We start from the raw sequence: 13550 nt of genomic DNA, 5'->3' as shown, positions 1-13550 counted from the left end.
CGAAGGAGTCCCATGACCGAGCAGCCCGCCGCCCGCGCCCTCGTCGTCGGGGAGGCCCTGGTCGACGTCGTGCTCCGCCCGGGCGCCGAGCCCGCCGAGCACCCCGGTGGCAGCCCCGCGAACGTCGCGATCGGGCTCGGCCGGCTCGGCCGCCGGGTCGACCTGCTGACCTGGCTGGGCGACGACGCGCACGGCGACCTGGTCCGCGAGCACCTGGCCGGGTCCGACGTGCACGTGCTGGCGGGCGACCGCGGCCCCGAGCGCACCCCGGTGGCGCGCGCCCACCTCGACCCCGAGGGCGTCGCCACCTACGAGTTCGACCTGACCTGGGACCTGCCCGCCCGCTGGGACGAGGGCGACGACGCCCCCGTGGTCGTGCACACCGGCTCGATCGCCACGGTGATCGCCCCCGGCGGCGCGGCCGTCGCCCGGCTGCTCGCGGACCGCCGGGCCGCGTCCACGATCACCTACGACCCGAACCTGCGCCCCGCGCTGATGGGCTCGCCCGAGGAGACGCTGCCGGTCGTGGAGCGGCTGGTCGCCCTGGCGGACGTGGTCAAGGTGTCCGACGAGGACCTGGCCTGGCTGCACCCGGGCGTCGCGCCCGTCGAGATCGCCCAGGACTGGCTGGGCCGCGGCCCGGCGCTGGTCGTCGTGACGCTCGGCGGCGAGGGTGCGCTGGCGATCACCGCGGGCGGCGACGAGGTGCTGGTCGAGGCGCCCCGGGTCGAGGTGGCGGACACCGTCGGCGCGGGCGACTCGTTCATGGGGGCCCTGATCGACGGCCTGTGGACGGCGGCCCTGCTCGGCGCGGACCGGCGCGAGGCGCTGCGTGCGATCGACCGCCCGACGGTCGAGCGCGTCCTGGTGCGCTGCGCCCAGGTCGCCGCGATCACGGTGTCCCGCGCGGGCGCGAACCCCCCGACGTCGGCGGAGCTCGGCGAGGCCTGACGCCCCGCCCGAGTTCGGCACTCCGCGGACGAGGTCGGCACCTCCAGGTGCCGACCTCGTCACGCAGCTGCCGAACTCGGCGAGGGGTCAGCTCGCCTGGCGGTGCCGGCCCGCGGCCGACGGCTCCCCGTTCGCCTGCTTCTCCGCGTCGCGGTGGGCGCGCTCCAGCGCGGCGCGGCGGTCCTCCTCGGTCTCGGCGTCGATGCGGCGGGCCGCCTCGTCGTCGTAGGTGAGGTTCTCGCCGGACTCCGGGTCGAAGATCAGCAGCCGCCGCGGGTCGAACCACAGCTCGGCGCTGCTGCCGTCGCGCACCCGGCTCTCCGCGCCGAGCGAGACGATCATCTGCGTCCGCATCCCCTCGCCGTCCAGGTCGCGGTCGAGCTCCTCGAGCTTCTGCGCGACGTCGGCGTGCGTCTCGAACGGGATGTAGGCGTACAGCTCCGCGCCGAGCCACTCGACCACGTCGACCTCGGCGGAGAACGTGGCGCCCTTGGCGCGCTTGTCCTCGTCCAGGACCCGGGCGTCCTCGACGTGCTCCGGGCGCAGGCCGACGATGACCAGCTCCCGGCCCGCCAGCTTGCCGCGGGCCGACTCCGGGATCGGCACGTCGCCGAACGGCAGCCGCAGGGAGTCGCCGTGCACCTCGCCGGGCAGGAAGTTCATCGGCGGCGAGCCGATGAACCCGGCCACGAACAGGTTGACCGGCTGCTCGTACAGCGCGCGCGGGCTGGCGACCTGCTGGAGCTCGCCCTTGCGGAGCACCGCGACCCGGTCGCCGAGCGTCATGGCCTCGGTCTGGTCGTGGGTGACGTAGACCGTGGTGGTGCCGAGCCGGCGCTGCATCCGGGCGATCTCGGTCCGCATCTGGCCGCGGAGCTTGGCGTCCAGGTTGGACAGCGGCTCGTCGAACAGGAACGCGCGGGCGTCCCGGACGATCGCGCGGCCCATCGCGACGCGCTGCCGCTGGCCGCCGGACAGGTTGGCCGGCTTGCGGTCGAGGTGCTCGCGCAGCTCCAGGGTGTCCGCCGCGTACTCGACGTTGTCCTTGATCTGCTCCTCGGTGTACTTGCCCTTCTGCAGCCGCAGCGGGAACGCGATGTTCTCGTACACGGTGAGGTGCGGGTACAGCGCGTAGTTCTGGAACACCATCGCGAGGTGCCGGTCGCGCGGGGCCTTCTCGTTGACGACCTCGTCGCCGATCTTCAGCTCGCCGGACGTGATGTCCTCGAGGCCGACGATCATCCGCAGGAGCGTCGACTTCCCGCAGCCGGACGGGCCGACCAGGATGACGAACTCGCCGTCCTTGATGTCGAGGCTCACGCCGTTCACGGCCGGGTAGCCGTCGCCGTACTTCTTGACGATGTCCGTCAGGGTGATGGATGCCATGGGGATTGCCTCCTGAGGGGTCCGGGCGGTGCGGGCGTCAGCCCTTGACCGCGCCCTGGGTCAGCCCGGACACGATCTGGCGCTGGAACAGCAGCACCAGGACGACGACGGGGATGGTCACGACGACGGCGGCGGCGGAGATCGCGCCGGTGGGGTCCTCGAACTGCGAGGCCCCGGAGAAGAACGCCAGCGCGGCGGGCACGGGCCGGGCCGCCTCGGTGGAGGTCAGCGAGATGCCGTACACGAAGTCGTTCCAGGCGATGAAGAACGCGATCAGCGCCGTGGTGAACACGCCGGGCGCCGCGAGCGGCACGATCGCCTTGCGGAACGCCTGCCACGTGGTCGCGCCGTCCACCTGCGCGGCCTGCTCCAGCTCCCACGGGATCTGCCGGAAGAACGCGGTGAGCGTCCAGATGGAGATCGGCAGGGTCAGCGACAGGTACGGGATGATCAGACCCGGCCAGGTGTCGTACAGGCCGATGGTCCGCCACAGGTTGAACAGCGGCGTGACGATCGAGATGACCGGGAAGATCGACACCCCGAGGGCGGTGGTGAGGATCAGCTTGCGGCCCGGGAAGTCCAGCCGGGCGATCGCGTACGCGGCGAGCGTGGCCAGCACCGAGGAGATCAGCGTGGCGATCAGCGAGATGCCGATCGAGTTCCGCAGCGACGACAGGAACAGCTCCTGCGCCGAGCCGTCCGGGCCGAGGATCTGCTCGTAGTTGGTCCAGCTCCACGTCGTCGGCAGGAAGTTGCCGGTGTTCAGGTCGCTCGGGAGCTTGAACGACGTCGCCAGGATCGACAGCACCGGGAACAGCGCCCACACCAGGACGACGAGCGTGATGGCCGCCCACGCCAGCTTCTGCCTGCCCGTGAGGGCCTTGGTCGCGCCCATCACTTCTCCCCTCGTGCACCGGCGAGGTCGACCTTGAAGATCTTGATCGCGATGAAGCAGATGACGATGACGCACAGGAACAGCAGCACCGAGATGGCGGAGCCGAGGCCGATCTCCAGCCGCCCGATGGACGTCCGGTAGGCCAGCAGCGACAGCACCGTGGTGCCGTTCGCGCCGTTCGTCATGATGAACACGTTGTCGAAGATGCGGAACGCGTCGAGCGCCCGGAAGAGGACGGCGACCATGATCGCGGCCTTCATGTTCGGCAGCACCACGCGCTTCATCCGCTGCCACCAGGTGGCGCCGTCGACCTGCGCGGCCTCCTCCAGGTCGCCGGGCACCTGCGCCAGGCCGGCGAGCAGCAGCAGCGAGATGAACGGCGTGGTCTTCCAGACCTCGGACGCGATGATCACGAACAGGCTGGTGCCGGTGCCGGCGAACCAGTTGAGGTCCTCGCTGATCCCGGGCACCCAGCTGAACCAGCTGTTCACGTAACCGGAGTTGATGTCGAACGCGTAGAACCACGCGAACGCGGACACGACCGTGATGATCCCGTAGGGCACGAGGATCGCGGTGCGCAGCAGGCCGCGCAGCCGCAGGACCGCCCGGTGCATGACCAGCGCGAGCGCGAAGCCGAGCACCAGCTCGATCGCGACCGTGATGATCATGATCAGCGTCGTGACGCCCAGCGACTGCCAGAACACGGGGTCCCCGAGGACCACGCCGTAGTTGCCGAGCCCGACGAACGCCCGGTCGTCCGGTGCGGTGAGCCGGTACCGGAACAGCGAGTCGTAGACGGCCTGCAGGATCGGGTAGGCGGTGACGGCCAGCATCACCACGAACGCCGGCCCGGCCAGCCACCAGCCCAGCCGGGCCTCGGCCCGGGCGCGGTCGCTCTTGCGCGGCTTCGACGCCCGGTCGGGGCCGGCGCCGCGCGTGGACTGCGCGGTCACCCCCGCCGTGGCGCCGGTGATCTCGGTACTCACAGCAGGCGCTCCCCTCGCAGCACGGCGGTGATGAAGTCCGTGGACTTCTGCGGCGTCCGGTCGGGGTCGACCGAGGCCGGCGGGTGCCAGGTCTCCTGCAGACCCTGGGAGACCTCGTTGTAGTACGGGGTCTGCGGGCGGGGCGCCGCCTGCTCCAGCGACTGCCGGATGACGTCCGCCATCGGGAACGTCTCCTGGACCTCCGGGTCGTCGTAGGCGACGGTCGAGGCGGGCGGGTTGCCGTCCGTGACGAAGTACGCCGCCTGGTTCTCCGGCTGCACGATGCACGCGGCGGCCTGGTAGGCCAGGTCGACGTGCTCGCTGAACGCCCCGACGCCGAGGTTGATCCCGCCGTACGGCGGCGCGGCGTCGGTGCCCTCGGTGACCTGGGGGTAGACGGCCCAGCCCACGTCGTCGAGGAACGACTGGTCGAGCGCGCCGTCCGCCACGGAGCCCTGCATGGCCGGCCAGACGAACGGCCAGTTGACCATGAACGACCCGTTGTCCCCCTGGAACTGGGTGAGCGAGGCGTTCTCGTCCTGGGTCGGCAGGCCCGGACCACCGAGGCCGTCCTCGCCGATCTCGCCGATGATCCGCGCGGCCTCGCGACCCGCGTCGGTCTCCAGCCCCAGCTCCACGTCCTCGGCGGGCGCCTCGGGGTTCTCGACGATCTGGCCGCCCGCGGACTCGACCAGCGCGTTGATCCACACGGTGTACGCCTCGGCCTTGATGCCCTGCACGCCGAGCGTCTTGTCCTGGTCGCGCGCGGCGTCCATGACCTGGTCCCAGGTCACCGGCTGCGACATGTCCAGCCCGGCGGCCTCGGCGACCGACTTCTTGTACCAGAGCAGCTGGGTGTTGGCCCAGAACGGCACCGTCACCAGCTCGTCGCCCCAGGACGCGCCCTGCAGCGCGCCCTCCGCGACGTCCTGGCTGACCTGCTCCGCGATGTCGTCCGGAACCGGCGCCAGGAACCCCGCGTTCGCGAGCTCCGGGATGAACGGCGGGTCCAGGCTCATCAGGTCGATCGACGAGTCGGACGCCGCGAGCCGCCGCGCCAGCTGCTCGCGCTGGGAGCTGGCGTCGCGGGGCAGCACCGACACCTCGATGCGGTAGGCCCCATCGGCCTCCTCCGTGCACTGCTGGGCCAGCGTCGCCTGGCCCCCCGCGTCCGGGTTCGTGTACCAGGTGAGCACCGGGGTGGAGTCCGCCGGCGCGCACGCCGCCAGCCCCGCCCCCAGCGCGAGCACCGACACCCCGGCGATCGCCCTCGACCGTCTTCGCACGCGCACCGCTCTCCCTCACTCCGGCGCCGCGGTGCTCCCACCTGGGGCTCCGCGACGTCTCCACGCTTCCCCCCTAAGGGCTACACCGCCGGGTCGCGGCCTGCCACCGGAGCAGCACCGACGCGGTGCCGGCCCACCCGGTGCGGGCGAGGTGCGCACGCGGTGCGGACGCGGTTGCGGCGCCGGCGGCGCGTGGTGCGACCATGGGCCGCATGGCACACCCCACCACCCCCGCCGAGGCCTGGGCCGCCCTGCGCGACGGCAACGACCGGTTCGTCCGCGGCGCCATGGAGCACCCGTCCCAGGGCATCGACCGCCGCGCCGAGGTCAGCACCGGCCAGGCCCCGTTCGCCGTCGTGTTCGGCTGCTCGGACAGCCGCGTCGCGGCGGAGATCATCTTCGACCAGGGCCTCGGCGACGTGTTCGTCGTGCGCACCGCTGGCCACGTCCTCGACACCACGGTGATCGGGTCCATCGAGTACGGCGTCGAGGTGCTCGGCGCCTCGCTGGTCGTCGTGCTGGGCCACGACTCCTGCGGCGCGGTCGCCGCGGCGACGGCGGCGCTCACCACCGGCGAGCTGCAGCGCGGGTTCGTGCGCGCCGTGGTCGACCGCGTGATCCCGTCCATCGTGTCCCTGGCGCACGGCTCGGACGCCGAGGGCCGGCCGCGCGACCTGTCGTCCGTCGACCCCGCCGAGCTCGGCCACGAGCACGTGCGGCACACCGTCGACATGCTGCGCTCGTACTCGGTGACGCTGGCCGAGGGCATCGACGCCGGCCGGGTGGCGGTCGTGGGCGTCGAGTACGCCCTGGCGGACGGCCACGCCCGCCTGACATCGGCGATCGGCGACATCGGCGACGTCCCCGTCCCGGCCTGACCGGGGTCCGTTCCTCGCCGAGATGGCAAGTCTCGGCTGCACGGCGACGGCCGGACGCAGCCGAGAGTTGCCATCTCGGCGTGGGAGGGGTGTGACGTGCGCCACCCCGGGAGCCCGGCGCGGGGCGCGGGCGGGACCGAGGTCCCTGGCGGTGGCAGGATCGGCGGCATGAGCCTGCACGCCGACGACGACGTCCAGTACCGCATCGAGCACGACACGATGGGCGAGGTCCGGGTCCCCGCGGACGCCCTCTACCGCGCGCAGACCCAGCGCGCCGTGGAGAACTTCCCGATCAGCGGGACCGGCCTAGAGCGCGGGCACGTCGCCGCGCTGGCCCGGGTCAAGAAGGCCGCCGCCCTGGCGAACGCCGAGCTCGGCATCCTCGAGCAGCCGGTGGCCGACGCCATCGCCGCCGCGGCCGACGAGGTCGCCGAGGGCCGGCACGACGCGCACTTCCCCGTGGACGTCTACCAGACCGGGTCCGGCACGTCCTCGAACATGAACATGAACGAGGTGCTGGCGACGCTCGCGTCCCGGTCCCTCGGCGCCGACGTCCACCCGAACGACCACGTCAACGCCTCGCAGTCCTCCAACGACGTCTTCCCCACCTCCGTGCACGTCGCCGCCACGGACGGCGCCGTCAACGACCTGGTCCCGGCGCTCGAGCACCTCGCGGCCTCGCTGGAGCGGCTGGCCCAGCAGCACGCCGGCGACGTCAAGGCCGGCCGCACGCACCTGATGGACGCCACGCCGGTGACGTTCGGGCAGGAGTTCGGCGGCTACGCGGCCGCCGTCCGCCGCGGCGTCGAGCGGGTGCAGGCCGCGCTCCCCCGGGTCGCCGAGGTCCCGCTCGGCGGCACCGCGGTCGGCACCGGGATCAACACCCCGGCGGGCTTCCCGCAGCGGGTGATCGCGCTGCTCGCCGAGGAGACCGGCCTGCCGCTGACCGAGGCGCGCGACCACTTCGAGGCGCAGGGCGCCCGGGACGGGCTGGTCGAGCTGTCCGGCGCGCTGAAGACCATCGCGGTCAGCCTCACCAAGATCTGCAACGACCTGCGCTGGATGGGCTCCGGCCCGAACACCGGCCTGGGCGAGATCCGGATCCCCGACCTGCAGCCGGGCTCGTCGATCATGCCGGGCAAGGTGAACCCGGTGATCCCGGAGGCGGTGCTCATGGTCGCCGCGCGCGTGGTCGGCAACGACGCGACCGTGGCGTGGGCGGGCGCGAGCGGCTCGTTCGAGCTCAACGTGCAGATCCCCGTGATGGGCCAGGCGGTGCTGGAGTCCGAGCGGCTGCTCGCGGCGGCGTGCCGGGTGCTCGCCGACCGCACGGTCGACGGCATCGAGGTCGTCACGGAGCGCGGCGCGGCCTACGCCGGGTCGTCCCCGTCGATCGTCACCCCGCTGAACCGGGTGATCGGCTACGAGGCCGCCGCGAAGATCGCGAAGCACGCGGTGGCGCAGGGCATCACGGTGCGCGAGGCGGTGGTCGACCTCGGCTACGTCGAGCGCGGCGAGGTCACCGAGGAGCAGCTGGACGCGGCCCTCGACCTGCTGAGCATGACCCGCCCGAAGGCCTGACCGGCACGCGCGACGGCGCCGCCGGTCCGGGGCAGGGGGTCCCGGGCCGACGGCGCCTCGCCTAGCGTGCCAGGTCGAACTGCGCGCCGGGCCGGTTCAGCGTGAATTCCTCCGCGCCCCGCGCGAGCTCGGCCGCCACGTCACCCAGGGTGATGACGGCCTGCCGCACCTCCGCGGCCCCGTCGAACGCCTGACCGGCCGCCTGCGCCACGTCCGCCGCGCTGCCCGCGATGTCCGTCGTGCTCTCGGCGGCGACCACCAGGTTGCGCTCGATCTCGGAGGTCGTGGCGGTCTGCTCCTCGACCACCGCGGACACGGCGCCCTGCAGCCCGTCGACCGTCGCGACGGCGCGGGAGATCCGGGACACGGACTCCTGGACGTCGGCGGCGTCCCGGGTGACGGCCTCGAGCACCGGCGCGATGGTGCCGATCGCGCTGGACGTCTGCTGCGCGAGGTCCTTGACCTCGCCGGCGACCACGGCGAACCCGGCCCCGGCGCTGCCCGCGCGGGCCGCCTCGATGCTGGCGTTCAGCGCGAGCAGGTGGGTCTGGCCGGCGATCGTCGTGACCGTGTCGAGGACGGCCGCGATCTGGCCGGTCGACGCCGCGAGCCGGTCGGCCGCCGCGGCGGCCTCGGCGGTCACGCCCACGGCCTGCGCCGCCTCGCCCGACGCCGCGCTGACGTCCTGCGCCACCGACTCGATCGACGCGCGCATCTCGGTCATCGCCGCCGTCACGGTCTGCACCTCGGTGCTCACCACGGACGCGGAACCGGCGGCGCCCTCGGCACGGGACACGGTGCGGCCCGCGGCCTCCTCGAGCGTCCCGGACGACCCGTCGAGCCGGCCCGCGGTGCCGCGGACGGCCTCCGCGCCCTGCCGCATCCGGGTCAGCGCGGCCCGCATGGCGTCGATGGCCTCGCCGAGCGCGGCGCCCATGACGCCGATCTCGTCGCGGCCCTCGCCGCGCACCTGCACGGACAGGTCGCGGTCGGCGACCCGGCGCAGGGCGGTGGTGAGCCGGCCGACGCGGGCGACGATCCGGCCGGAGATCCACACCACGAGCGCGACCGCGACGGCGGCGACCACCAGGCCCGCCACCAGGAGCGTGAGCATGAGGGTGCCCGCGCCGGACTCGAGCTCGGTGGACACCGCGCGCAGGTCGGCGTCGAAGCCCCAGGCCGCGACGGTCCAGCCCCACGGCGCGTACCGGGCGAGCTGCACGGTCGCGGCGCCCGCGGCGCCGAGGTCGACCCGCTGGGCGGCGGTCTCGCCCTCGCCGAGCGCGGCGGCGGCCTCGACCAGCCGCGGCGCGTACGCCTCGCCATCCGCGTCCACCGAGCCCGCGGAGTCGCCCGCCTGCGCACCGGGCGGCGGCACGACCCACTGCCCGTTCGCGTCCGCGACGGTCAGGTAGCCCTCCTCGCCGACGGCCACCTCGGCCAGGGCGGCGCGCAGCGGCGCGTCGACGTCGGTCTGCGGGACGCCGACGAACAGGCCGCCGACCACCTCGTCGCCCACGAGCAGCGGCGCGTACGCCGTCACGAACGGCTGCCCGACGACGGTGGCCGTGCCGTAGTACGGCTGCCCCGCCAGCAGCGACGCGACCACGGCGTTCGGCTGGCCGTCGGCGCCGGTCGCCCCGATCGCGGTGCCGATCACGCGCGCGCCGTCGGCGTTCGTCACGCTGGTCGCGACCCGGAGCATGTCGCCCTCGGGGTTGACCCGCTGGAACACGGTGACCGGGGCGTCGAGCAGCGTCGTGATGTCGTCGACCACGGGCACCGGGGTGGCCGGGTCGGTCGTCCGGCCGAGCCAGGTGCCGCCGACCTGCAGCCGCGGCAGGTCGACCTCCTCGGTGGCTCCGGTCGCCTGGTCGGTGACCGTCCAGTGCTCCGAGCCGTCGAACGTCAGCACGCCCGCCTGGGCGAACGTCTCCTGGGCCACCCGGAGGCTCGACGCCATCCGGTCGGTCACGGTGGCGACCTGGGACTCGACCAGCGTCACCGCCTGCTGGGTGGTCTGGGTCATCGAGTCGCGCATGAGGCGGTCGACGTCGTCGCCGGCCTGCGAAGCGAGGCCGGTCACCTGCCAGCCACCGACGGCGGTGAGCAGGGCGGCCGTCGCGGCGACCGCGCCGGCTCCGGTCGCGACGAGCTGGGCGCGCAGCGAGGTGCGCAGTCGGGGCAGGGGCACGGTGGACTCCTGGGCCGAGGGGCGGGGGCGCCGCCGGACGACCTGGTGGGCCGCCGGTGGGATATCTCGACCCATCGGTAGGTCTTTCGTCCGCCGTGAGCGGTCATAGGGGTGGAAACTGCCGGGATCGCCCGGACTTCACCCGGCGATCGGGCCACCCGGCACGTGCGAATCGGCTACTGCGACCGTCCCTCCTCCCCCCGACCTCCGACCCGTGGATCTTGAACCCGCAGAATCACTCGATCGGAGCATCCCTTCACACAGACAGCGGGCGCTTCGCGCCTATGAGCGGTCCACGGCGACCTGCGCGAGATCGAAGCCGATAACTGCGGATGGAAACTCAAGGCGCGATCGCACCCTGGCCAACGCGGCGGACTCGAAACTCCGTTGAAGCACCGGTACCACTTGATCCAGCCCTTCAATAAGGATCATCGGAGAAGTGCGACTCCGAAGCGATCCTGCGCCCCGCTGCAACTCCGTGAACACTTTCTTTGCATCCGAAGACACCTTTCCCGCCGAAATAACGATCGCCTCGTCTGCGCGATAGCGCACGCGCCGGTAGTTGAACGGATGGGCGTCGCCAGCGCCGAAGTCCCGGTCCTTAAGCTCCACGATCCAAAGCCGACCAAGATGCTCGAAGAGCAGGTCCACCTCCTCGCTTGACTCCTCCAAATTCCAAGCGACGGCATCCAAAGGGACGCCTAGCTCGACGAGCCGCTGCGTCGTCCAGACCGTCATCCAGTGACTTCCTTGACTCAGTGCTCGTCCTGGGTCCGAGATGCTGTACCCCTCACTCAAGGTCTCGTCGGCAAACGACTTTCCACAATTTGCGCACCTTAGAGCGGAGGTCGGGCCGTCTGTCAATTCAGACCGGTCCGTCACCCGAATAAGCGGCGCCCCGTGGCGCGTGCATTGGAGCACATACTCCGTTACGATCAAGCCGCTCGATTTCAGAGCGTCCAGCGAGTCGGCAGTGTCCTCCTTCGCCTTGCCTCGTCGGGAGAGCACGTCTTCCTCTCGCGCGAAGCGTGCCTGGGCTATCTCAATGAGCAGTTCGCGCGAGCGCTTTTCCGAAAGGACCTCTGACCGCGCAACGGAGTCCTCGTCGAGCACGGCCTCTTTTAGAGCCAAGGGCACTTCCTCGGAGGCCAGTCGAGAGCGCAGTCTCGCGAGCGGAGAAATCGTCGTTCTGGGCTCCTCCCACGCCGACGACCAGTGCCGAACGCGCCGCCCGTCGAGACTGCTCGCGATTGCAGCTCGCACCATATCGCAGAACTCGTCTATCTGCGCTTTATTCGAAGCACCGCCCGAGTTCGCCACTCGCATGACACGGATTCCACGCTCATCCTCTTGGCGACCGAAGCGTCGAGCCCAGTTTGCGTCGGGATGCACAAATCGCACGATGTAGATCGCGTCCGGAGTGAAAAACACCTCAATATTGGTGTTCGCAGTCTCCCTCTCCGAGGCAGATGGAGTCCGAGCGTCGACGTAGATCTCGTAATCCGGCGGCGACGAGGCGAGTCGGTAGAAAGACTCGCGGCTTTCGGCGATTGCCGGCACCCAGTCGTCCGAGCGAAGTGCTTCCACGACCAGACGGAAGTCCTTCTTCTCGACCGGAACTTCCAGCCATCGTTCGTCAATCGCCAGCATTGCGCCCCCTCCTCGAAGTCGAGGTGAGGCTACCGGATGCCCAGCGTTGACAACCGGGCAGAAGCACCTAATTGCGGACTCGAACCAAGACTGTCAGCGGGACTGACCGGACCTCGCTCAACTGAGGACGGCTCCACCTGAGCCGTGCTCGCCCTCGACGCGCACCAGCACCCGGGACAGCAGCGCCGCGAGCAGCGCCGTCTCGCCGGCGTCCAGGCCGCCGAGCGCGTCGGCCTCCCGCGCCAGGTGCTCCGGCATCAGCCGGTCGACCGCGGCGCGCCCCTCGGCCGTGAGCTCGAGCAGCACGCCCCGGCGGTCGCGGTGCGGGATCGCCCGCGCGACGAGCCCGGCCCGGACGAGCGCGTCCGCGCGCTTGGTGATCGCCGCCGGCGAGGCGGCGGTGATCGTCGACACCTCGGCGGCGCGCAGCGCACGGCCGGCCCGGCGCAGCGCGCACAGCACGTCGAACTCGCCCCGGGTCAGGTCCGCCGCGGCGAGCGCGGCCTCCGCGCGGGCGTCCAGCAGCGCGGCGATGCGGGTGATCCGGCCGGCGACGGCGATCGGCGCCACGTCGAGCTCCGGCGCCTCGCGCTCCCAGTCCGCGCGCAGGCGGTCCACGCTGTCCACGGCCGCCACCCTACCGAGCGTGAGTTGCTTCACGAATCATTTACCCGTGAACGATTGGGTGGCAGGATCGCCGGGTGCACCGCCTGTCCCTCGCCGCCGCCCTCCTGCACCCGTCCCAGCTCCGCGACGCCCTGCGCCCGCACCGCGGCGGGCCGACCACCCGGGAGTCCCTGGGCGGGGCGCTCCGGTGCGGGGCGAGCGTCGCGCTGGCGTTCCTGCTGGTCGCCGCGCTCGGGCGGCACGACCTGGCCGGCTACGCCTCGCTCGGGGCGCTGGCCTCCCTGTACGGACGCTCCAGCGGGTACGCGTGGCGGCTGCGGCTCATGGCCCTGGTCGGCGGCGCGCTCACCGCGGCGGTCGCGGTGATGTCCGCGCTGGCCGCCGGCGGCGCCCCCGTCGTCGCCGAGCTGGCGGTGCTCACCCTGCTCGCGGCGGGCGCCACGGCCGGGGCGGTCGCCCTGCGCACCGGACCGCCCGGGGCGACGATCCTGGTGTTCGCCGCCGGGGCCGGCACGGCTGCGGCGGCCGGCGCGGGCGACGTGGCGGCGCGGGCGGTCGCGGTCGCGGGCGGCGCGCTGGTGGCGTGCCTGGTGTGCAACGCCGGGTGGGTGCTCGACCGCCGGCGCGGGCGCCCGACCGAGCCGGCGCCGCGGGTCCGCGACGTCGTGCGCGTCGGCACCGCCGGCGGCGCTGCCCTGTCCCCCACCCTGTCGGTCGCGGTCGCCGCCGCCCTCGCCGGGTCCGTCGCGGCCGCCGCGGGCTGGGGCCACCCCGCGTGGGCCGTGATGGGCGCCGCCGCCGTGCTCCAGGGCGCGCACGTGCGGCACATGGGCGTCCGGGCGCTGCAGCGGGCCGCCGGGACCGCCGCGGGCGTCGCCATCGCCCTGCCCCTGCTCGGCGCGCACCTGCCGTTCTGGGCCGTCGCGGCCCTCGTCGTCGCGCTGCAGACCGCCACCGAGCTCGTGGTCGCCCGGCACTACGGCGTCGCGATGCTCACCATCACGCCGATGGCGCTGCTCATGACGTCGATCGGGGGCCCGGCGGACCCGACCCGGCTCGCGCTGGACCGCGCCCTGGACACCGCCGCGGGCGCGGCCGTCGGCCTCCTGGTCGCGG

At 72.8% G+C, this 13550-nt stretch carries 11 protein-coding genes; 4 read left to right on the top strand and 7 right to left on the bottom strand.

Features of this window, described 5'->3' with window-relative positions:
• The first annotated feature begins 12 nt into the window (after positions 1-12).
• Positions 13-951 (top strand): carbohydrate kinase, encoded by a 939-nt coding sequence (locus tag G6556_RS11775; protein ID WP_166941500.1) that lies wholly within the window; start codon positions 13-15, stop codon positions 949-951.
• 87 nt (positions 952-1038) lie between these two features.
• Here G6556_RS11775 and ugpC read toward each other — a convergent pair whose 3' ends face one another.
• The 4 genes from ugpC to G6556_RS11755 are packed head-to-tail and all read right to left on the bottom strand — an operon-like array spanning position 1039 to position 5504.
• Complete coding sequence (gene ugpC, locus G6556_RS11770; RefSeq protein WP_166941499.1) at positions 1039-2337, bottom strand: sn-glycerol-3-phosphate ABC transporter ATP-binding protein UgpC; 1299 nt, start codon at positions 2335-2337, stop codon at positions 1039-1041.
• A gap of 37 nt (positions 2338-2374) precedes the next feature.
• Positions 2375-3232: a carbohydrate ABC transporter permease gene (locus tag G6556_RS11765; RefSeq protein WP_166941498.1), complete on the bottom strand. Its 858-nt coding sequence runs from the start codon at positions 3230-3232 to the stop codon at positions 2375-2377.
• A complete protein-coding gene (locus tag G6556_RS11760) occupies positions 3232-4185 on the bottom strand; it encodes a sugar ABC transporter permease (RefSeq protein WP_166941504.1) in 954 nt (317 codons plus the stop codon). The genes G6556_RS11765 and G6556_RS11760 overlap by 1 nt, the downstream gene beginning before the upstream one ends.
• A 29-nt stretch (positions 4186-4214) precedes the next feature.
• Complete coding sequence (locus G6556_RS11755) at positions 4215-5504, bottom strand: extracellular solute-binding protein (RefSeq protein WP_166941502.1); 1290 nt, start codon at positions 5502-5504, stop codon at positions 4215-4217.
• Positions 5505-5716: 212 nt separating this feature from the next.
• Here G6556_RS11755 and G6556_RS11750 point away from each other — a divergent pair, with 212 nt between their 5' ends.
• Both G6556_RS11750 and G6556_RS11745 read left to right on the top strand, forming a co-directional pair.
• A complete protein-coding gene (locus tag G6556_RS11750) occupies positions 5717-6382 on the top strand; it encodes a carbonic anhydrase (protein WP_166941497.1) in 666 nt (221 codons plus the stop codon).
• Between the two features lie 168 nt (positions 6383-6550).
• Positions 6551-7963, top strand: a complete 1413-nt coding sequence (locus tag G6556_RS11745) for a class II fumarate hydratase (protein ID WP_166941496.1) — start codon at positions 6551-6553, stop codon at positions 7961-7963.
• A gap of 61 nt (positions 7964-8024) precedes the next feature.
• Here the strand turns inward: G6556_RS11745 and G6556_RS11740 are convergent, their stop codons facing one another.
• From G6556_RS11740 to G6556_RS19570, 3 genes are all read right to left on the bottom strand, one after another.
• Positions 8025-10157 (bottom strand): methyl-accepting chemotaxis protein, encoded by a 2133-nt coding sequence (locus G6556_RS11740; RefSeq protein WP_166941495.1) that lies wholly within the window; start codon positions 10155-10157, stop codon positions 8025-8027.
• Between the two features lie 282 nt (positions 10158-10439).
• A complete protein-coding gene (locus G6556_RS11735; protein ID WP_166941494.1) occupies positions 10440-11807 on the bottom strand; it encodes a hypothetical protein in 1368 nt (455 codons plus the stop codon).
• Positions 11808-11924: 117 nt separating this feature from the next.
• Positions 11925-12434, bottom strand: coding sequence for a MarR family transcriptional regulator (locus G6556_RS19570; protein WP_205693367.1), 510 nt, complete (start codon positions 12432-12434; stop codon positions 11925-11927).
• Between the two features lie 74 nt (positions 12435-12508).
• Here G6556_RS19570 and G6556_RS11725 point away from each other — a divergent pair.
• A partial coding sequence (locus G6556_RS11725) for an FUSC family protein (protein ID WP_166941490.1) occupies positions 12509-13550 on the top strand: 1042 nt, incomplete at its 3' end.

This window comes from Cellulomonas sp. IC4_254 (assembly GCF_011603975.1).
Lineage (GTDB): Bacteria > Actinomycetota > Actinomycetes > Actinomycetales > Cellulomonadaceae > Cellulomonas.
Note: the sequence above shows the minus strand (reverse complement) of the source record. Positions and strands in the feature narration are given on the sequence as shown.